This is a genomic window from Polaribacter atrinae (assembly GCF_038023995.1).
GTDB classification, from domain to species: Bacteria; Bacteroidota; Bacteroidia; order Flavobacteriales; family Flavobacteriaceae; genus Polaribacter; species Polaribacter atrinae.
Genome location: NZ_CP150660.1, coordinates 2,232,671 through 2,253,675, shown reverse-complemented (window position 1 = coordinate 2,253,675; position 21,005 = coordinate 2,232,671). Strand labels below are relative to the sequence as shown.

Below are 21,005 nucleotides of genomic sequence, written 5' to 3'. Positions count from 1 at the left end.
CTTACATCAAATAGTTTTACTTGAGACAACCTTAGTTTTACAGTCGAAAAAATAAATAGATTTTAAGATGGTACTTACAGAATTAGATACATTACAAAGGTTTGGTAAAGACAGTGAAGAACGGTTAGAAAAAGCATTATTACACCTTAAAAATGGAAATGGAATTATCTTAATGGATGATGAAGATAGAGAGAATGAAGGTGATTTAGTATTCTCTGCACACCATATGAGCATTAATGATATGGCATTGATGATTCGGAAATGTAGTGGTATTGTTTGTCTTTGTTTGCCTAATGAAAAAGCAGACGCGCTTAAATTACCTTATATGGTAAAAGAAAACACGAGTAGCTATCAAACACCTTTTACAATTTCTATAGAAGCAAAAGAAGGCGTTACTACAGGGGTTTCTGCTAAAGATAGATTGACAACAATACAAGTTGCGAGTAACGAAAAAGCGAATAGTAATGATTTAGCAAAACCGGGCCATATCTTTCCTTTAAGAGCGAAAGATAATGGGGTTTTGGAAAGAAAAGGTCATACAGAAGGAAGCGTAGATTTAATGAAATTAGCAGGTTTAAAACCAGAAGCCGTATTGTGCGAATTAATGAACGATGACGGAACCATGGCAAAAATTGACACAATTTCAGAATTTGTAATAGAACACAATTTGATGGTGTTAACAATACAAGATATTATTCATTATCGTAAATTTGTAAGAGACTACAACTAGATGATAAATAATATAGAACTCACTAATTTCATAAACAAGAATATTACTATTGATGATGAGGATTTAAAAATAGTATTGTCTTATTTTAAAACAATTAAAAAAAGGAAAAATGACATTTTACTTTCAAATGGTAAAAATAGTCAGGCTAGTTATTTTGTAAAAAAAGGGTGTTTAAGATTATTTTACATCAATGAAGAGGGGAAAGACGTAACGCGTTATATTGCATTTGAAAATCAGTTTGCGACAGAACTGGTTAGTTTTATAACCAAGGATCCTGCGCAAGAAAGCATTCAAGTTGTTGAAAATAGTGAACTTTTATACATCACGCACGATGATTTTAGACATCTTATGACCATTGTTCCTAAATGGAAAGATTTTTATAACATTTATTTAGAAAAGGCATATGTAAATAATTCTAAAAGATTAATATCATTTACAACGCTAGATGCTACAGAACGATATAGACAATTATTTAAAATAAATCCGAATATAGTTAAACGCTTGCCAAACAAAATTGTAGCTTCTTATATTAATATTTCACAAGAAACGTTGAGTAGGATAAAATCTAAAATTTGAAAATAAAACACGATCAAAACATGAATTCACAATGTCTTGCACTGCCATATTTTTTGATTAGTTGACTGTAAAAAGTAGTGGGAACTTTAGATAAAATTAAAAAGTGGGCAGCAATTAATGTCAGCAACTTGATATAAAAAATTTCTTAAATAAAAAGGGTTAAATGAATTCATCATTTAACCCTTTTACAATTCATAGCAATTTTTAATTTCCTTTTTCAAAAGACCTAACTATAATAGTAATAATAAATACTATGTAAAAATTTTAATTTTAAATAAAGAATACGCGATACTTTTGCGTATTCTTTATTCTAATAAAATTTATATCCCCCAATATAAATTCATAATTATTTTTATTTAAATAAAAGTTCTTCGAACCATATTACCAATAATATTTTTTTAAACAATTCTACATTCCAAAAACCACTCATTTAAATACCTTTCGGTTTTTAGATTTACACCATGAACTCTCGTAAAATCAGCAATATATTCGTCTTTCACGTTCATAGGATGTTTTAATTTATAAGACTGGCATATGTAGATATCAATTTTCAAAAATAGAATTGTCAAAAAGACAAACAAAGTCTATTTGAAGAAAAAACGAAAAGAGTTTACGAAAAATTACCTATAATAATTTACAATATATTGAAGGTGTTCTTTAAAATTATCTACCACAGATTTTGGTGAAATAATTTTAACCCATTGGTTAAACTTTAGCATCTCCATTATAAACTCGTAATTTGGTTTGAGTTCAACTTCAATCGTTCCCCAAATATCAGGATCAGCGTAATCTAATACCTCTGAATTCCATTTTACAGGCTCAACAATTAGACGTTGACTAGCATGTATTGGTTTACTTATCAGATATTTTAAATGGTGATTGGCAACTTGTAGTATAATTTTCTCCGCTTTTGTTTGATCATTTAAAATACCAATTGCATCCTTAAAATAAGCATTATGATCAAAAGGAATTGCTTCTAACATTTTTCTTTTAAAGATTCTAATTTCCTGTAAACGTTCATCTAAACAAAATGACGTAATTTTAGCATCTATAGGGCAATACGCAAGCAAATACCAAGCTTTATCTTTTTCTTTTAAATGTAAAGGTTGGAAGGCTTTTTTATTAATTTCTTCAAAACAATTATCATCATACCAACCTTTGTAACTTATATGAATTACATACTTGTTTTCTATGGCATTAATTAGCCCTAACAAATCTAACTTACTATTTAATGAAGATTTTTCTGTAGCTACACAAGAATGATTTTCTGATGCTTTTTTACTTATTAATAAGTGCTCGCATCTATTAAAAATATCTGTAATTTCTTCGGATACATTACCGCTTTTAACAAAATATCCATAGCCTCTTTTTAATGAAATATGAACACCAAACTCATTTTTAATAAATTGGAAATCTCTATGAACCGTTTTTGGACTATTAGAATTTAATTTACTTAAAAATTCATTTTCAATAAATTCTGATTGTTTATCCTGTAGTTTTTGTTGAAGTTCTTTATGCGTTACATATAAATCATTATCCACACCAAAAGCTTTTGGATTTGTAATAATTTTTAGGATATAGTAGCGCCTTAGAAATTCTGGAGACATTTTAACAATTTAAGTTACAAGGTTACAAAAAAAGTTTAATCTTTATACCTTCAATTCTATATTTGATACCTGTGCTTTTTAGTAAACAAGATTTTCTTAATACCAAGTGGTTTATTGCCGAAAAATTGATTCAGTTACTTGTTGGTATCTTTATTATTCCTAAAATATTTAATTCACTTGGTGTTTTAAATATTGGAAAACTTAAGTTTGCTGAAACATTTATTGCCTTTTTTGCTCCTGTATTATTTTTAGGCTTATCTGCAATTTGTATTCGAGAGATTATTTTTAATCCGAAAAAAACAAAAGAAATTTTAGTAACTGCGTTCTACTTGCGCCTTTTTAGCTGGATTTTGTTTTTTCTAGGACTTTTAATTTACAATTACTTTTATAATAGTAACAAACTATTTTGGCTCTACTTTTTAATTGGTTTTAGTTATTTTATAAGGATTACAGACGTTTTCGAATATTATTTTTATGCTATTAAAAAAACGAATTATATTTTTATAAGTAAAATTTCAAGCTTATTTTGTATTGTTTTATTGCAATATTATGGGGTTGAACATCAACTTGGAATTCTATACTTTGCATCACTTTTAATTGTTGATTTCTTATTGCAAGGAATTATTTACGGCTTTATTTTTATTACTAAAACGGCTATTAAACTTAAAAATAAATATTTTTCTATATCGATGGTAAAATATTTATTAAAAAACTCTTATCCTTTAATACTTTCAAACTTATTAGTATCTCTTTACATTTCTATTGATGATTTTATTTTAAAATACTATTTTGGAGATGCTGCAATAGGTCTTTTTGCTACCATTGATTTTTTAGTTATAGCTCTTACTTGGAGTATTGGTTTTTCAATAATTAACGCATTATATCCTTCTTTGGCAGAATCTTATAAAACGGATATCAATATATATCAGAAAAAAATAAGCGCTTTGTATAAGTACATGTTATTATTAGGAGTTCTAATAGGATTATTTTACACATTTTTTGGAACCTCTATTTTAAGTACTTTTTTTAATGAAAGTTATGTTTCTATCGCTACGCCGCTAAAAATATTTAGTTGGTCTCCAATATTCATTTTCTTGGGAATGGTTTTTGAAAAACACCTCATTAATAGTAATCAACTTAAAAAAAATGTATATCGATTTATTGTAGGTTGTTTTATGAATTTAATTTTAGGCCTTCTTTTAATTCCTACTTACAAAATAATGGGAGCCGCAATTTCTATGCTTTTTAGCCATTTTATTACCAATTTAGGGTTTATAATTTTTGATGGTAAAAACAGAAATCATTTAAAATTCATTTTTTTAAAATAAGGTTACAATAAGTCATAGTCTCCTAAAACTAAAGAATCTAGTTAGTTTTCTAATAAATCAAAGCCGTTTCCAACAAGTATAAGTTTATTCATGAGCTTTATTTGGCTTCAAATTCAACCCAACAAAAAACAACAAAGCAGGCAATACCCAACCCAAACTGTGTTCTGCAAGTGGAATAAAATTTTTAATACCCGTTAAGTTTTCTCTAGGAATAATAAACCCTAAAAAGTCTGTAATACTAAAGATAAAAGTTACCATAACAACACCTCTAAAAACCAATTTAGAAGTATACTTTTCTGGTACAACATTCAGTAGTATCAAGACGATTGTTATTGGGTATACAAACATTAAAGCAGGTACAGCAACATCAATAATAAAACCAACATTATAACTCCCAACAATAATACCTATTACACTACAAACAGCCGCAGTACTTATGTATGCCGTTTTAGAATTGTTACAAATACCTTTTATATAATCTGCGGTTCCGGTTACAATACCAACCGCAGTTGTAAAACATGCTAAAGCAACTAAGACACTTAAAAAAGTGGTTCCTAAATTACCTAAGGTTTGTGTGCTTAAACCAGATAAAATTTCAATTCTTGTAGCATTTTCTGCAAAGGTAGCACTGAATAAAGAGCCGCTTAAAATTAAGCCTCCGTAAATGAGTAATAAACCAAATCCAGATATATAACCCGCTTTTCTTATCAACGCTCTTTTTTCGTTAAAAGTAGTGTGGTTGCTATAATCTAATGAGATAATAATTACGGCACCAACAACAACGCCTGCAATAGCGTCAAAGGTTTGGTAACCTTCTAAAATACCATCTACAAAAGGATTTTTAAAGTTTGATGTATTTACGGTTCCGTTTGCTGTAAAAATAGCAATCGAAATAATTACCAATAAAATAACAACAATAATAGGTGTTAAAAATTTACCGATTAAACTGATGATTCTAGAACGGTTTACCGCAAAAATAAATACCAAAACAAAGTAAACAATACTTGTTAAAATAGGAGGCGAGTTAAAAAAAGGTTGAATTGCCATTTCATGTGTTACTGCTGCAGTTCTTGGCGATGGAATTGCAACGGCAATTATGTAAATAAGAAAACAAAAGACCGTGCTAAATACCGGAGAAACTTTTTTACCAAAATCGTACAAAGTTCCTTGTAACCGAGCGTGTGCAAAAATTGCAAAAATAGGAATAATGATGGCTGTTAAGATAAATCCTAAAACTACAATCCACCAATCTGTACCCGATTTAACACCTAAAGTAGGAGGTAAAATTAAATTTCCTGCTCCAAAAAAGAGTGAAAATAATGCAAAACCTGCAATCCAAATTTCTTTTGTCTTATTCAATTTAGTTTACTTTTTTAAGATTTAAGTCGCCAAAATCGAAACTGAAATCTGTTATTGGTGCAATATACTTCATAGTTGCACCAGTTGCATTTCCTTCTTCATTAAAAGAAAACTGTACAAAAACATCTGCATCAAAACTTCTGTTATCCCACTTTGCAACGTAAGTTGTTTGGTTGTATGGAAATAATTGTCCAACTAATTTAGAAGAACGTTCACATTTTATACGGTAAGAAGTTCCGTCATTCGTAATAATAATGTTTCCAAACCAATTGTCTTTATAGGTCCCTACAATCTGACCTGGTTTAGGTAAACTCATGTCTTTTTTAGCAACTTCTACTTTATTATAAATAACAGTTTTTAAACTATCATTATATTTTAAAAACTTGGTGTTGTTTGTTCCTAATTTTCCAATCCAATTTCTATCTTCATACCCTAAATAAGCATCTTTAATTGTATTTGTAACGGTATTAAAAGCGCTTCCATTCATTTGATTGGTTAATACAATAATTGCCAAGTCTAAATCTGGAATCATTGTAAACTGAGTTACGGTACCTAATAAACCACCTGTGTGGTATACTTGTTTGTAACCGCCTTTTACATCCGTTAAAAACCAACCTAAACCATAACCTTTAAAATTAGAGTTGTAAGCATCGCCTTTTCTAACAGGTAAAGGAGTTTGTAATTGCCAAAGCTCATGAAATTGTGTTTCGCTTAATAAACGTGTTCCGTTTTTTGTAACTGCGTCATTCATTAAAAAATTTGCCCACGTAAGCATGTCGTTTACGTTACTCATAATTCCGCCTGCAGGATTTGCAGTTTCGCTCCAATCATGCGGAATCTGAATCACTTTTCCTTCTGCTCTTGTATGTGCATCAATAATATTAGTACTGTTTGTAACTCTATTATAAGACGCTTTACTGTTGCTCATGCCAACAGGCTTCATAATTTTAGTTTCAATAAATTCTTCCCAAGAAAGACCACTTACACGTTTTAAAACTTCTCCCGCAATAATAAACATATTGTTGTTGTATGCAAATTTGCTTCTAAAAGAGGTTTCTGGTTTTAAATATTTTACATTGTTAATTACATCGGCAACATGAAAATCATTTCCTTCCGGAAAAAACATTAAATCTCCAGCGCCTAAACCCATTCCGCTTCTGTGTGTTACCAAATCTCTCACGGTAAATTGTTCCGTTACCCAAGCGTCGTATAATTGAAATTCCGGAATGTGTTTTCTTACCTTATCGTCCCAATTTAATTTTCCTGCATCTACCATCATCGCCAAAGCAAAACAAGTAAACCCTTTACTGTTAGAAGCAATACCAACTAAGGTATTTTCGTTCATGTCTTTTTTGTTGGTTAAAGAACGAACTCCGTGACCTTTTGCGTACACTATTTTTCCATCTTTTAAAATTCCGACAGAAATACCAGGTACATCAAAGGTTTTTAAAGTTTCTTCTACTAAATTATCGAGTTTTTTTTCTGCTATTTGTGCGTTACTATTAATGGTTAAAAAAGAGGTGATTAATAGTACTAAAATGGAAATAGTTGCATGTTTAAAGCTGTACATTATTGAGGTAATTTTTATCCTTGAAATATACATATTTTTCATATCTTTAAAGATGATATTTTATAAATATTATAGGAGTTCTAAAAGGGTTTGAACTCCTTTTAGGGCTTGTGTCAGTAAAAATTAAAAATGCGAGAAATAGAAACCATTAGGTTAGATCACTTCTATCATATTTATAATAGAGGAATTAATGGTGAAGATTTGTTTTATTCTGATGAAAACTATCGCTATTTTTTAAAATTATATAAAAAATATATCTTTCCTGTTGCGGAAACTTTTGCTTGGTGCTTGTTAAGAAATCATTTTCATTTATTAGTGAAAATTAGAACTGAATCAGAAATTTGTGCTTACTTTTCTATTGATAAAGAAAAAGCAACTAAAAAACCGTCTCAACAATTTTCTCATTTTTTTAATGCTTATGTACAAGCTATTAATAAACAAAATAAGCGACATGGCTCTTTGTTAGAAAAACCATTTCGAAGAATAGAGTGAAAAGATGAAACCTATCTAAAAAATTTGATTTTATATATTCATAATAATCCTATTCAGCATGATTTTGTTAAAAAATTGAAAGATTATCCTTGGAGTTCATACTCTTCTATAATTTTAGACAAAAAATCTGCGATTGAAAAAGATAAAGTAATTTATCAATTTGATACAAAAGAAAATTTTATAGATTCGCACCAACAAAAAATTGATAGTATTGCTATAGAAAAATGGTTAAACATTTAGTGTAGTATAGTTTTACTAAGTAGTCCTAACAGGGTTTTAAACCCTGTTAGGGTTGAATAACTTCGAATTTATTGACGATGATTTTAGATTATAAAAACGCCAATGTTTTTTATACCGATCAAGGAAAAGGAACTGCTGTAGTTTTGATTCATGGTTTTTTAGAGAATTCCACGATGTGGGATAAAATTACTCCAGAATTAACCAAAAGAAACAGAGTAATTACGATTGATTTACTAGGTCACGGAAAATCTGACTGTTTGGGTTATGTACATTCTATGGAGTTATTTGCTAAAACTGTGGAAGCAGTTTTGAAGCACTTAAAAATTAGAAAATTTATTTTGGTTGGCCATTCTTTAGGAGGCTATGTTTCTTTAATTATTTCCAAAATGAATCCCTCTAAAATAAAGGGATTATGCTTATTAAATTCAACTTCTAATGAAGATTCTGAAGAACGAAAAAAAATAAGAATTAGAGCAAATAAAATGGTTCAAAATAATTTTGAAAGTATGGTTAAAATGTCCATTTCAAATTTATTTAATCAAGAAAATTTATTGCAATTTAAAGAAGAAATAGAAGCCATAAAAACAGCAGCTTTACAAACTTCTTTACAAGGGTATGTTGCAGCAAATGAAGGTATGAAATTGCGCCTAAACACTAATGCTGTTTTAACAGATAATCATTTTAAAAAAATGATTATTGTTGGTGAAAAGGATCTTGTTTTAGATTTAGAAACTTCTAAAGAGGAAGCTGAAAAAACCAATTCTGAGTTGGTTATTTTTCCTGACGGACATATGAGTCATATTGAAAACACACAAGAATTAATTTTTGTTTTAAAAGATTTCCTAAAGAACTGTTAATCTTATTATTTACTGTAATTTGTTTAAATTCTCTTCGACCAAGCGTAAAACCGAAATCGATGAAACAGTTTATATTACTATTTTTTTTAGTAACTTCTACAATTATATCCGCTCAAGATATAGATTACAATACAAAAAAAGGTTTTGTAGCAGAAGGGTACGATGTAGTTTCTTATTTTAATAATAAAGCAGAAAAAGGAGAAAAGAATTTTACAACAACATACGACGACGTACAATTTAAGTTTTCATCAAAAGAAAATTTAGCAATTTTTAATAAATCACCTAAAAAATACGTTCCTGCTTATGGAGGATATTGTGCGTATGCAATTGGTGCAAAAGGAGAAAAAGTTTCTATAGATCCGGAGACTTTTGAGATTAGAGACGGAAAATTATATTTATTCTACAATTCTTGGGGAACAAATACGTTAGAGTTATGGGAGAAAGAAGGAGCAGAGTTGCTTAGAGATAAGGCAGATAAAAACTGGAAAAAAATAATAAATAATGAAGATTGAAAGCAATGTCGGGGGATTTTGTGAATGTGGAAACAAAAAAGAGCTGATTAAATCAGCTCTTTTTTTTATATACTCTAGTGTTATTTCTAAATAACAACTTAAAATAGATCTATTCTTTACTCAACTACTAATAAATAATATGTTTTTTTACCACGTTGTAATAACACATATTTATTTGCGATTAAATCTTCTTTAGTAATAGAATAATCTTCTTTTATTTTTTCTTTGTTTACAGAAATTGCATTTTCTTTTAATGCTCTTCTAGCGTCTCCGTTAGATCCTAAAAAGTTTGTTTTGGCAGCCAAAGCACCAATCATATCTAAACCTTCTTCAATATCGGTAGCAGATACGGTAGCTTGTGGTACGCCATCAAAAACATCTAAAAATGTTTGTTCATCTAAAGACTTTAAGTCAGAAGCAGTAGATTTACCAAATAAAATATTAGAAGCTTTTAAAGCATTCTCAAACGCTTCTTTTCCGTGTGTTAAAGTAGTAACTTCTTCACCAAGTGTTTTTTGTAATAAACGTAAATGCGGATTTTCTTTATGCTCTGCAATTAAGTTTTCTATAGTTTCTTTATCTAAAAATGTAAACTTTTTAATAAAGTTTTCTGCATCTTCATCAGAAGAATTTAACCAATATTGGTAGTATTTATAAGGAGAAGTTCTGTCTGTGTTTAACCAAACATTTCCGCCTTCTGTTTTACCAAATTTTGTTCCGTCTGCTTTTGTAACTAAAGGCACTGTAATTGCATACGCTTTTCCTTGTGCTTTTCTACGGATTAATTCTGTACCTGTAGTAATGTTTCCCCACTGGTCTGAACCACCCATTTGTAGTCTACAATTTTTCTCTTGGTATAAATGATAAAAATCGTATCCTTGAAATAATTGGTACGTAAATTCTGTAAAACTCATACCAACAGAAGATTCAGAACTCAAACGTTTCTTTACAGAATCTTTAGCCATCATGTAGTTTACAGTAATGTGTTTTCCTGTATCTCTTACAAAATCGATTAATGAAATATCTTTCATCCAATCGTAGTTATTTACCAATTCTGCTTTGTTTTCTGCGGTAGCATCAAAATTTAAAAAACGTTCTAAATTTTCTTTAACACCCGCAACATTTTTTGCTAAAGTAGCTTCGTCTAACAAATTACGTTCTGCAGATTTTCCAGAAGGGTCTCCTACCATACCTGTTGCGCCACCAATTAATGCAATTGGGTTATGACCTGCATTTTGAAAGTGTTTCAAAATGAAAATTTGTACCAAACTACCAATATGTAGAGAGTCTGCAGTTGGATCGAAACCAATATAACCGGCAGTTTTATTTTTTAATAAATATTCTTCTGTATCTGGCATAATATCATGCAATAACCCACGCCAGCGTAATTCTTCAACAAAATTTGTCATTATAAGTCTAAATTAATTCAATTCAAAATACGAATGTCAAACTAAGCTTGTCTAAGTTTTGTGTCTCGATAATTTAAATTATCAGCCTAGACAAGCTTAATTTGACATCTTATAGCAATTATTTATTTGCTATTTTTCATTATGCAAAGATAAACTTATCAATGAAAATATCATAAATTCGCGGTATGATTTTAGTTACTGGAGGAACAGGTTTAGTTGGTGCACATTTGTTATATCATTTACTTAAAAATGATGAAAAAATACGTGCTATTTACCGTTCTGAAGAAAGAATTAAAAAAGTACAACAAGTCTTTTCTTATTATACGGATGATGCTGCTGCTTTAATTTCTAAAATAGAATGGTTTAAAGCAGACATAACAGATGTTCCATCTATGATTCCTGCTTTTATTGGCGTTGAAAAAGTATATCACTGTGCAGCATTTATTTCTTTTAATCCGAAAGATTATAGAGAAATGCGTAAAGTAAATATTCACGGAACCGCAATTATTGTAAACCTTGCTATTGATGCAAAAGTGAATAAAATTTGTTTTGTAGGTTCTATTGCTTCTGTTGGAGATTCTCTAAAAGGTGAGCTTATTACCGAAGAGAATGAATGGAACCCCGAATCAGATAATAGTGGATATTCTATAACGAAATTTGGCGCAGAAATGGAAATTTGGAGAGCAAGCCAAGAAGGAGTAGATGTAGTTATTGTAAACCCAGGAGTTATTTTAGGAAGTGGTTTTTTTGCAGCTGGTTCTGGTAAAATATTCTCTCAAGTGTATAATGGTTTAAAGTACTATACAGAGGGAGTTACTGGTTTTGTAGGTGTAAAAGATGTTGTTGATGCTATGATTAAACTGATGAATTCTAGCGTTAAAAATGAGCATTTTATTTTAGTTTCGGAGAATAAATCTTTTAAAGAAATTTTCTTTTCTATTGCAGATGCTTTTGGTAAAAAAAGACCAACAAATAATATTAAGCCTTGGCAAACCGCAATTTTTTGGAAGGTTTCTTGGGTATTATCTCTAGTTTCAAGAAAAGAACCGTTATTGAGTAAATATTCAGCAAGGAGTGCACATTCGGTGTCTAAATACTCCTCAGAAAAAATTAAAAAAACGATCCCTTTTCAATTTGAGAAAATTGATACTGTTATTAAAGAGGTGTCTCAGAAATACGTTAAATCTTTATCTGAAATTCCTCTAAATTAGGATTTAAAATCTTTTCTGCCTTTTTTATAGAATCTAATTTTTTTAACTTTTTTCCAATTTTTTTAATAGAGTCTTTTCTAATAGAATCTTTTCGTGAGCTTACTTTATTATAAAAATCTTTTTTTTCTTCTAAGTTTTTTTTAACATCTGTAATCATTTCCTCGTATAAATCTATTTTAGAGGTATAGTATAAGTTGCTACTTTGAAAACGTAGGCTATCAATTTTATATTTATCATATATAAAAGCCATGTAATTAACTTTCTTTTGCTCGTTTTTGTTTTGTACAAATTTTGCAGAAGAAGCAATCATCATGTCCCCAAGTAATAAGGTCATTGTATCTCTCGGGATGAGGTCTTCTGGTTCTTTAAAAATGGTGTTACTTGTACAAGAAGCCAAGAAAAGAAAAACAAAAAAATAACTGAATTTTTTCATATTAACGATTAAAGGTCAGGCGTTTTCCTTTAATATTATCATTAAAGACACCATTATTATAAATTAAATTTCCATTTACAAAAGTATGCGTTATGGTTGATGAAAAAGTAGTGCCTTCAAAAGGAGACCAACCACATTTGTATAAAATATTGTCTTTAGAAACGGTTTGTGGCTTGTTGTTATCAATTAAAACGATATCTGCAAAATAGCCTTCTTTAATAAAGCCACGTTTTTCAATTTGAAATAATTTTGCAGGATTATGGCTCATTTTTTCAACCAATTTTTCAATAGAAATAACACCTTCTTTTACTTTTTCTAAAAGAGCAATAACTGCATGTTGTACTAAAGGTCCGCCACTTGGTGCTTTTGTATATACATTTGTTTTTTCTTCTAAAGTATGAGGTGCGTGGTCTGTTGCTAAAACATCAATTCTATCATCTAACAGTGCTTCCCATAAGCCAAGTCTGTCTTTTTCTGTTTTTACCGCCGGATTCCATTTAATATGGGTTCCTTTTTCTTCATAATCTTTATCAGAAAACCATAAGTGGTGCACACAAACTTCTGCAGTAATTTGCTTTTCTTCTAAAGGAATATCGTTTCTAAAAAGCTCGGTTTCTTTTGCTGTTGATACATGGAAAATATGCAAACGTGCACCTGTTTTTTTCGCTAGTTCAATTGCTTTAGAAGATGATAAATAACACGCTTCTTCACTTCTAATAATAGGGTGATATTTTACTGGAATATCTTCTCCGTATTTATCAACAAACTCTTGTGTATTTTTTCTGATGGTTGCTTCATCTTCACAATGTACAGAAATAATCATTTTTGTTGATGAGAAAATTTTCTCTAGAATTTCTTCATTATCAACCAACATGTTTCCTGTAGAAGAGCCTAAGAATAATTTAATTCCGGCTACTCTTTTAGGATCTGTTTTTAATAATTCTTCTAAGTTATCGTTTGTACCACCAAACATAAAAGAATAATTAGCGTAAGAATCGTTTGCTGCTATTGTAAATTTATCTTCCAATAAATCTTGTGTTGTAGCTTGTGGTACCGTGTTTGGCATTTCTATAAAAGTAGTAATTCCGCCAGCAACCGCAGCTCTACTTTCTGTAGCAATATTAGCTTTATGTGTTAAGCCAGGTTCTCTAAAATGCACTTGATCATCAATAAAACCAGGGATTAAAAATTTACCTTCAGCATCAATAATTTCAACATTTTCTGTTGTTGTTATGTCTGATGAAATTTCTTTTATAATTCCGTTTTCTATAAAAACATCACCTAAAAAAGTGTTGTTTTCATTTACGATTCTTGCGTTTTTTATTAAAGTCGATTTCGCCATTTTATATAATTATTTTTACTGAAAATACTTTGCTGATTTTGGCAAAGTTAGTAAAGTTTTTAATTGTTTTTTTACTATTTCTATCTATTAAATACTCATTTTCATGTTCACTAAGATTTTTGTAAAACCAAAGCGTTCATAAGATTTTATTGCTGCAGAATTAGTGTTATACACATCTAATCTTAATTCTTTCAAGTCTTTTTTTACCGCCCAATCTTTTAAAGCTTCTAAAATTAAATTGCTAATTTTATTTCCTCTAAAAGCTGGTTTTACAAATATAAAACCAATATAACCATGTTTTGGGTTTTTATGATATTGTTTAGAATTTTCTATTCTTAGGTAGCCAGAAGCAATTAATTGATTGTTAGAAACAGCTACAATAAAATAAATGTCTTTATTAGAAATTAATTCAGGTATATTGTAATAAGACAATTTACCATCACCTAAAAAAGGATCTAAAGGTTTTTCAGCAGCTACAACCCCTTGTTCAAACTCTAATAGTGTTTCTAAATCTTTTAAATTAGCGGTTCTAATAGAAGTTTTATGCATAGACTTATTTTGGTAACCCTTTTAATTTCATTTTTATCACGCCAAACAAAGCCTCAGAAATAATATTTCCATTCATTTTAGAGGTTCCTAAGGTTCTATCTGTAAAAATTACAGAGACTTCTTTTATGTTAAAACCATGTTTCCATGCTTTAAATTTCATTTCTATTTGAAAAGCATATCCTATAAATTTTATTTTGTCTAATTGTATGGTTTCTAGTACGTTTCTTTTCCAGCAGACAAAACCTGCAGTAGTATCAAAAACCGGGATTCTAGTAATAAAACGCACGTATTTAGACGCAAAATAAGATAGTAGAATTCTTTTCATTGGCCAGTTTACAACATTCACTCCTTGTGAGTACCTAGAGCCTACAGATACATCTGCCCCCTTTTTTTTACAAGCTTTATATAAGCGAATTAAATCTTTTGGGTTGTGAGAAAAGTCGGCATCCATTTCTATAATATAGTCATATTTTTTAGCAATAGCCCACTTAAAACCATGTATGTAAGCGGTGCCTAAACCACTTTTACCAATCCTTTTTTCTAAAAAAAGTTGATTTGGAAATTCTAAAATTAAGTTTTCTACTATTTTTGAGGTTCCATCAGGAGAATTATCATCTACAACCAAAATATGAAACTCTTTTTTTTGGTTAAAGGTGGCTCTAATAATAACTTCTATGTTTTCTTTTTCGTTATAAGTAGGTATTATGACTAACGCGTCTGACATAAATAAAATTTCATGTAGTAAGTAGACAAATATACATTTTTTAATTACTAATTTTGTGTTAATCTTACCAAAACAAAAATAGGTGCAAGCAGTAGAAAGAGTAATAGTTGATAACAGTTGGATTACCATATTATTGGTGTGCCTTCTTGCCTGTATTTTTCTATTAAGAGGGTTAAGTACTGTAAGGTTAAAAGGTAGTGTGTCTTCTTTATTAAATAAAAGTTTTGTTGAGTCTGAAATTGAGGAGAATAGCTCTTTTTTTAATCCTTTTAAAAACGTAGTTTTTGTTTTTTCTATAACAATTCTTTCTTTATTATCGTATAAAATTTATTTGCATTATAATTCTTCTTCCGAACAAGGATTTTACACTTTTTTAAAAATTTTGGGAGTTGTTTTTTCTTATTTGACAATAAAAAGGTTGTTAGAATTCTTGCTTTCTGTGATTTTTAAGATCGATAAAAAGCTAGATTTCTTTTTAGTTTCTAAATCTATTTATTTGTATTCGGTATCCTTTTTTCTACTTATAGCTATTGTTTTAGTAGAATATTCTCAATTAAATACACTTTTTTTAGTCTATTTTTCGGCCCTATTATTTTCCGTTCGTTTTATATTTCATGCGGTCATTAATAAAAAGCTGATTTTTAGCGAGTTGTTTTATTTTATTTTGTACCTTTGCGCCTTCGAAATAGCGCCGCTATTTATACTGTTTAGATTGCTATTTTAACTAGAAAAAAGAAGCATATGAAAGTGAAAACGATCTTAGTATCGCAACCAGAACCAAAGACAGAAACTTCCCCTTATTTTGATCTGTCTGATAAGCAAAAAGTCAAGATAGACTTTAGACCTTTTATTCATGTAGAAGGTATCTCTGTCAAAGAAGTAAGAGGAGAAAAAGTTGATTTACATAACTTTACCGCTATTATTTTAACAAGTAGAAATGCTGTTGATCACTTTTTTAGAATTGCAGAAGAAATGCGATTTAAAGTGCCAGATGCTATGAAATATTTTTGTCAGTCTGAAGCTGTTGCTTATTACTTACAAAAATATGTTGTGTACAGAAAGCGAAAAATTTATGTAGGTACAAGAACATTTCCAGATTTAACAAAGTTAATTAAGAAACATAAATCAGAAAAATTTTTATTACCAAGTTCAGATAAATTAAAACCATTAATTCCTGAGGAATTAGATAGTTTAGGAATCAACTGGAAGCGATTAGATTTATACCGTACTGTAGTGAGCGATTTGTCTGATTTAGAAGATGTATTTTATGATGTTTTGGTGTTTTTTAGTCCATCAGGAATAGAGTCACTATTAAAGAACTTTCCAAACTTTCAGCAGAATAAAACTAGAATAGCAGCTTTTGGTAACTCTACTGTTAAAGCAGTTACAGATGCAGGTTTTAAATGTGATATTACAGCGCCGTCACCAGAAACACCTTCTATGACAATGGCTTTAGATAAGTATATTAAATTGGTAAATAAGAAGTAATATTTCTTAAAAATCATAAAAAAAACCAAGCATTTTTGCTTGGTTTTTTTTATGATTTTTTTTAGTTATAAATTTAATTACTCTTTTAAAGTAACTGTTCTATCAACACTATTAAAAGGCCCAGGAATTAAATTTCCTTCTGCATCTATTAACTCTAATTTTATAGAAACTTTTCCTTTTGGTAAACCTTTAATTACCTGTGGTGCCCATTCTGTTATTATAAATTCTTTCTCGTTAATCGTTGCACGAACTTTAGTGCCATTTTTTGAAAGTTGTGTATTTAATACGAAAAAATCTAGTAATAGATTCTCTGTATCTTTTCTGGTATATTCTCCTTTTGGGCGACTATAAATAAGTGTTGGTGCGCTTATATCTAAATTTTTATCATCTTTAGTATCTTCTCCAACGATTAATTTTTTAACCACTACAGAATTTTCGTTTTTAACAGACTCATGATAAGACCTGCTTAAAAATGCAACCAAATGATGTACTCCATTAGGCATATCTTTTTTAAATGTTGACTCATAATGCGCAGAATATGGTTCATTGTTTAAAATAAAATGAATATGTTGTCCTTTTTCTGAATTTGCTAAAAGCTCTGCATTTTTACTTTGTGTTAATACTCCTAATTCGTAATTATTTACTTCAAAATTAAAAGCAGTTTCGCCAACAGTTTTTATTTCTGTTTCACTTGGTGTTATCATTTTAAGTGAAGCTGCAGCGTATTCTGGTGAGTTTTCTAATTTTTCTAAGGTAATATTTGTACTTTTTTCAGGAGTATCGTTCGCTTTATCCTTTTTAGTCTCTTTACAGCCTACAAGTGTTATTAAGGTTAAACAGATAATACTTAATATTCTTAATTTCATATTTATTGATTTAAGTTAATAATATTTAGTTATAATGTTCAAATATGAAACCTTTTTAAGATTAATTGTATAACAATAGCATTAGATATGAACTCAATCCGAAAAACAAATGATTTTTTAATTTGAAATTTGGAGTTTACTCATTGAGGATATAAAGTCCTTTATGAAATATTTGATATTATAAATTTTGATTAGTGAATCCTAAGCAAACAAAGTAGCAAAAGCCTCTTCAATTTTACCAACTAGAACCAATCTTATTCCGTGGTTTTTAGAAGAAATCTTATTGTATTTAGATGCAACTAAGGTTTTGTAACCTAATTTTTCTGCTTCTGTAATTCTTTGATCAATTTTAGAAACAGGTCTTATTTCTCCTGCCAAACCAACTTCTGCAGCAAAACATACATTTGGATTAATTGCCACGTCTTGGTTAGAGGATAAAATTGCAGCTACAACTGCTAAATCTATTGCTGGGTCGTCTACATTTATTCCTCCAGTGATATTTAAAAAGACATCTTTTGCACCTAATTTAAAGCCAGCTCTTTTTTCTAGAACCGCTAAAATCATGTTTAATCTTTTTAAATTGTAACCCGTTGTAGAACGTTGAGGTGTTCCGTAAACCGCTGTAGAAACCAAAGCTTGTATTTCTATCATTAAAGGTCTAATACCTTCTAAAGTACTTGCAATTGCGGTTCCGCTTAAATCTGCATCTTTCTTAGAAATTAGTATTTCTGATGGATTAGAAATTTCTCGTAATCCGTTAGAAAGCATTTCATAAATTCCTAATTCTGATGTAGATCCGAATCTGTTTTTCTGGCTTCGTAATATTCTGTAAGTATGGTTTCTGTCTCCTTCAAACTGTAAAACAACATCTACCATGTGTTCTAAAATTTTGGGGCCAGCAATGTTTCCGTCTTTATTGATGTGTCCAATTAATAAAACCGGAGTCGCAGTTTCTTTGGCATATTTAATCAATTCTGCAGCAGTTTCTCTAATTTGAGAAATACTTCCAGGAGAAGCTTCTATAGAACTTGTATGTAAAGTTTGTATGGAATCTATTACCAAAACATCTGGCATTGTTTCTTCAATATTTTTGAAGATATTTTGCGTGTTCGTTTCTGTTAAGATTAAACAATTTGAGTTGTTTGCTTCTAGCCTTTCTGCTCTCATTTTTATTTGAGATTGACTTTCTTCACCAGAAACATATAGAACTTTTTGGCTAATATTTAAGGCAACTTGCAATAATAAAGTCGATTTTCCAATTCCGGGTTCACCACCTAAAAGAGTAACAGAACCTTTTACCAATCCGCCACCTAAAACGGTATCTAATTCATTATTGTTGGTAACAATTCTTTCTTCTGGGTTTAATTGAATGTCCGCAACTTTTAAAGGTTTATTTACGGTTTGTTTTGCTGTAGTAGATTGTTTCCAAACGCGTTTTTCTTCTTTTTGAACTACTTCTTCTACAATGGTATTCCATTCTTTACAGGCACCACATTGTCCTACCCATTTAGCATGTTGAGTTCCACAGTTCTGACAGAAAAAAGTTGTTTTGGTTTTAGCCATTTTAAAAGAGTTTCAAAGTTTGAAAAGCAACAAAGTTACAAAGTTTATAGGCAGATAATTTTAAATTTTTAATAAAAGAAGTTTTCTTATTCGTAGCAAATAGTTGCGTTAGCGATTGAACGGTATGTTTAAGCTCTTTTTATTTTGCTGTTTTTTTGCAAAAGAAAAAAGCGAGTAGTGAAAGCGCGACCTTTTTAGGGAACGCCCAAAAATATCTGGTATTAATAAGAGTATAAAGTTCCGTTAAAAATTAGTTCTTATAGGGTATATTTCTTATGTTGCTTCCTTTCATTTACAACAAATAAAATAGTGAATTATGTTTAAAAAACTTATAGGAATAGAGCCTTTAGAGTTAATTGAGTCGGTTAATATAAAATTAGAATCTTTAACAGAAAACCTACTATTATACACAGACAGACCAACAACTGACGATGAGATTGTAGCGCGTATTGGTGATGCAGATGGTGTTTTGTTAAGTTATACTACTACATTAACAAAAGAAATTTTAGAGCGTTGTCCGAACATAAGATATATAGGTATGTGCTGTTCGTTGTATGCGTCAGAAAGTGCTAATGTAGATATTAACTATGCAAATTCTCGTGGTATTACCGTTACTGGTGTGCGTGATTATGGAGATAAGGGAGTTGTGGAATATGTAATTAGTGAGTTGGTAAGATGTTTACATGGTTTTGGAACTACTTCTGATGGTAAACCAAGAAATGCTTGGGGCGGAATTCCAAGAGAGATTACAGGACTAAAAGTAGGGATTGTAGGTTTGGGTAAATCTGGAGGTATGGTTGCGGATGCACTTCACTTTTTAGGTGCAGAAATCACTTATTTTGCTAGAAGCGAAAAACAAGATGCTAAAGCCAAAGGCTATGAGTTTTTACCACTAGAAGAACTAATGAAAGAAAATGAAGTAGTGATTGCTTGTTTAAATAAAAACACTGTTTTATTGCATGAAAACGAGTTTATTAAATTTGGTAATCATAAAATATTATTCAATACAGGATCATCACCTGCTTGGGATGCTGAGCCTTTTAATAAGTGGCTAGCAGCAGGTGACAATGCCGTATATTGTGATACTCTTGGCGCTTTAGGTGATAAAGAGCTTTTAAATAATCCTAAAGTTAATTGCTTAGAAGTTTCTACAGGTAGAACACAGCAAGCGTTTGTTAGGTTAAGTGAAAAGGTGTTAGCTAATTTAACTACTTACTTTAAAAAGCAATAGGCGAAGTAATATTTCGCAATGTATTAACAATACTCCAGCCAGCAATTTTTGCCGTTTGACTATAAATGTTTAAAACGGCATGAATTTCCTGGCTTTTTATTTCTATACGATGGTTATCGCCAACAAATTCTGGGGCAGTTTTAATGGAGACCTTTACGTTTTCTGGTCCTGTTGAAGCCAATGCAGCTGCTACAGAAACGTTTACTTGTCTTGGAAAAAGTGCGATGGCTTCTACAGCAGTACCTTTAAAGGATGTGTGTTCTTGCGTTTCTATAACAGGATTATAAACTGGGCTATTTCTCATGGCTCTTGGCGATTTTGTAGATTCGAAAGTCACTTCGCTTTCTTCCATTAAAGACACGGTTCTTAATACGTCGAATCCTCCAACGGCTCCTGATGCAATATGAACTCGTGTACCATATTCTAAAGCTGTTTTTTTAACCTCTTCGTAAAAATTGGCATCTGCAAGACCTCCAATAGAAATTGTTACTATTGATGTTCCGTTTTTTAGCGTTGGCAATGCTATTTCTTTTAAAGAATCTGGAGAAGATGCTTCTACAAGATAATCTGGTTTAAGCTTTAATAATTCTTCAAGTGAATGACATGGAGTACAGGTGTAACTTCTATCGGCATTGTTAATATGGTTCGAAAAAATCAAGGCTTTATTGAAAGTCCTAGAGTATGTGCCGATAATTTGAAAATCTGGCAACAAGCCTTTATCTAAAGCTTGTACAACGATGCTTGCAAGTCCGCCGCAACCTACAATTGCTAATGTTTTTTTTTTTTTTCATAACGGCAAACATATTGCTTTTTTAAAGTTAAGGCAATTATAAAAAGTTATTGAATAGTTAAATGAAAACTAGGTCTTATAAGTAGCCATTCTCAAGACGGAGTTCTCTTAAAAGTTAGCAAATGTTT

General features: G+C 30.2%; 22 protein-coding genes. 11 read left to right on the top strand and 11 right to left on the bottom strand.

Translation table 11 applies throughout. From position 1 onward, the window contains the following. Window positions 1–67: 67 nt before the first annotated feature. Together ribB and WG945_RS09835 are read left to right on the top strand one after the other, a co-directional pair. Entirely contained in the window at window positions 68–730 is a 663-nt protein-coding gene (gene ribB / locus WG945_RS09840) for a 3,4-dihydroxy-2-butanone-4-phosphate synthase (protein WP_068447515.1), read from the top strand. Continuing rightward, window positions 731–1,306, top strand: coding sequence for a Crp/Fnr family transcriptional regulator (locus tag WG945_RS09835; protein ID WP_068447513.1), 576 nt, complete (start codon window positions 731–733; stop codon window positions 1,304–1,306). It begins immediately after the preceding gene. A 620-nt stretch (window positions 1,307–1,926) separates the two neighbouring features. On the opposite strand, the gene WG945_RS09830 is transcribed toward WG945_RS09835, so the two are convergent. Beyond that, a complete protein-coding gene (locus WG945_RS09830; RefSeq protein WP_068447511.1) occupies window positions 1,927–2,913 on the bottom strand; it encodes a helix-turn-helix transcriptional regulator in 987 nt (328 codons plus the stop codon). 71 nt (window positions 2,914–2,984) lie between these two features. Between WG945_RS09830 and WG945_RS09825 the strand changes: the two genes are divergently transcribed. Continuing rightward, window positions 2,985–4,241, top strand: coding sequence for a flippase (locus WG945_RS09825; protein ID WP_068447508.1), 1,257 nt, complete (start codon window positions 2,985–2,987; stop codon window positions 4,239–4,241). Window positions 4,242–4,325: 84 nt separating this feature from the next. Here the strand turns inward: WG945_RS09825 and brnQ are convergent, their stop codons facing one another. Both brnQ and WG945_RS09815 read right to left on the bottom strand, forming a co-directional pair. Next, the gene (brnQ, locus tag WG945_RS09820; RefSeq protein ID WP_068447506.1) at window positions 4,326–5,600 is read right to left on the bottom strand and encodes a branched-chain amino acid transport system II carrier protein; all 1,275 of its coding nucleotides are present in this window, start codon (window positions 5,598–5,600) and stop codon (window positions 4,326–4,328) included. Between the two features lies 1 nt (window position 5,601). Beyond that, a complete protein-coding gene (locus WG945_RS09815; RefSeq protein WP_068447504.1) occupies window positions 5,602–7,170 on the bottom strand; it encodes a serine hydrolase in 1,569 nt (522 codons plus the stop codon). A gap of 129 nt (window positions 7,171–7,299) precedes the next feature. On the opposite strand from WG945_RS09815, the gene WG945_RS09810 reads away from it, so the two are divergent. The 4 genes from WG945_RS09810 to WG945_RS09795 all read left to right on the top strand — a co-directional run bounded on the left by WG945_RS09810 (window position 7,300) and on the right by WG945_RS09795 (window position 9,271). Beyond that, window positions 7,300–7,662 carry a hypothetical protein gene (locus WG945_RS09810; protein WP_231874478.1) on the top strand — a complete coding sequence of 121 codons (363 nt, stop codon included), beginning with the start codon at window positions 7,300–7,302 and terminating at the stop codon, window positions 7,660–7,662. A gap of 24 nt (window positions 7,663–7,686) precedes the next feature. Further along, a complete protein-coding gene (locus WG945_RS09805; RefSeq protein ID WP_231874476.1) occupies window positions 7,687–7,902 on the top strand; it encodes a hypothetical protein in 216 nt (71 codons plus the stop codon). 77 nt (window positions 7,903–7,979) lie between these two features. Then, window positions 7,980–8,759 (top strand): alpha/beta fold hydrolase, encoded by a 780-nt coding sequence (locus tag WG945_RS09800; protein WP_068447502.1) that lies wholly within the window; start codon window positions 7,980–7,982, stop codon window positions 8,757–8,759. Window positions 8,760–8,818: 59 nt separating this feature from the next. Then, window positions 8,819–9,271 (top strand): YHS domain-containing (seleno)protein, encoded by a 453-nt coding sequence (locus WG945_RS09795; RefSeq protein WP_068447500.1) that lies wholly within the window; start codon window positions 8,819–8,821, stop codon window positions 9,269–9,271. Between the two features lie 116 nt (window positions 9,272–9,387). On the opposite strand, the gene tyrS is transcribed toward WG945_RS09795, so the two are convergent. Continuing rightward, a complete protein-coding gene (gene tyrS, locus WG945_RS09790; RefSeq protein WP_068447498.1) occupies window positions 9,388–10,680 on the bottom strand; it encodes a tyrosine--tRNA ligase in 1,293 nt (430 codons plus the stop codon). Between the two features lie 185 nt (window positions 10,681–10,865). Here tyrS and WG945_RS09785 point away from each other — a divergent pair, with 185 nt between their 5' ends. Continuing rightward, window positions 10,866–11,891: an NAD-dependent epimerase/dehydratase family protein gene (locus WG945_RS09785; RefSeq protein WP_068447496.1), complete on the top strand. Its 1,026-nt coding sequence runs from the start codon at window positions 10,866–10,868 to the stop codon at window positions 11,889–11,891. Here WG945_RS09785 and WG945_RS09780 read toward each other — a convergent pair. The 4 genes from WG945_RS09780 to WG945_RS09765 all read right to left on the bottom strand — a co-directional run bounded on the left by WG945_RS09780 (window position 11,860) and on the right by WG945_RS09765 (window position 14,939). Then, entirely contained in the window at window positions 11,860–12,324 is a 465-nt protein-coding gene (locus WG945_RS09780) for a DUF4296 domain-containing protein (RefSeq protein WP_068447493.1), read from the bottom strand. The two genes, WG945_RS09785 and WG945_RS09780, sit on opposite strands and share 32 nt — an antisense overlap. A gap of 1 nt (window position 12,325) precedes the next feature. Continuing rightward, entirely contained in the window at window positions 12,326–13,666 is a 1,341-nt protein-coding gene (locus WG945_RS09775) for a dihydroorotase (RefSeq protein ID WP_068447491.1), read from the bottom strand. An 87-nt stretch (window positions 13,667–13,753) separates the two neighbouring features. Then, a complete protein-coding gene (locus WG945_RS09770) occupies window positions 13,754–14,215 on the bottom strand; it encodes a GNAT family N-acetyltransferase (protein ID WP_068447490.1) in 462 nt (153 codons plus the stop codon). A 4-nt stretch (window positions 14,216–14,219) separates the two neighbouring features. Then, entirely contained in the window at window positions 14,220–14,939 is a 720-nt protein-coding gene (locus WG945_RS09765; RefSeq protein ID WP_068447487.1) for a polyprenol monophosphomannose synthase, read from the bottom strand. An 82-nt stretch (window positions 14,940–15,021) separates the two neighbouring features. Between WG945_RS09765 and WG945_RS17760 the strand changes: the two genes are divergently transcribed. Both WG945_RS17760 and WG945_RS09760 read left to right on the top strand, forming a co-directional pair. Continuing rightward, complete coding sequence (locus WG945_RS17760) at window positions 15,022–15,663, top strand: DUF4271 domain-containing protein (protein WP_068447485.1); 642 nt, start codon at window positions 15,022–15,024, stop codon at window positions 15,661–15,663. A 17-nt stretch (window positions 15,664–15,680) separates the two neighbouring features. Beyond that, window positions 15,681–16,427 (top strand): uroporphyrinogen-III synthase, encoded by a 747-nt coding sequence (locus WG945_RS09760; RefSeq protein ID WP_068447483.1) that lies wholly within the window; start codon window positions 15,681–15,683, stop codon window positions 16,425–16,427. Between the two features lie 77 nt (window positions 16,428–16,504). On the opposite strand, the gene WG945_RS09755 is transcribed toward WG945_RS09760, so the two are convergent. Further along, entirely contained in the window at window positions 16,505–17,293 is a 789-nt protein-coding gene (locus WG945_RS09755; protein ID WP_068447452.1) for a hypothetical protein, read from the bottom strand. A 201-nt stretch (window positions 17,294–17,494) separates the two neighbouring features. Beyond that, window positions 17,495–18,856 (bottom strand): DNA repair protein RadA, encoded by a 1,362-nt coding sequence (radA, locus tag WG945_RS09750; RefSeq protein ID WP_068447451.1) that lies wholly within the window; start codon window positions 18,854–18,856, stop codon window positions 17,495–17,497. 316 nt (window positions 18,857–19,172) lie between these two features. Here radA and WG945_RS09745 point away from each other — a divergent pair, with 316 nt between their 5' ends. Continuing rightward, window positions 19,173–20,087: an NAD(P)-dependent oxidoreductase gene (locus tag WG945_RS09745; RefSeq protein ID WP_068447449.1), complete on the top strand. Its 915-nt coding sequence runs from the start codon at window positions 19,173–19,175 to the stop codon at window positions 20,085–20,087. On the opposite strand, the gene WG945_RS09740 is transcribed toward WG945_RS09745, so the two are convergent. Further along, entirely contained in the window at window positions 20,074–20,853 is a 780-nt protein-coding gene (locus WG945_RS09740) for an aspartate dehydrogenase domain-containing protein (RefSeq protein WP_068447447.1), read from the bottom strand. The genes WG945_RS09745 and WG945_RS09740 overlap by 14 nt on opposite strands. Between the last annotated feature and the right edge of the window lie 152 nt (window positions 20,854–21,005).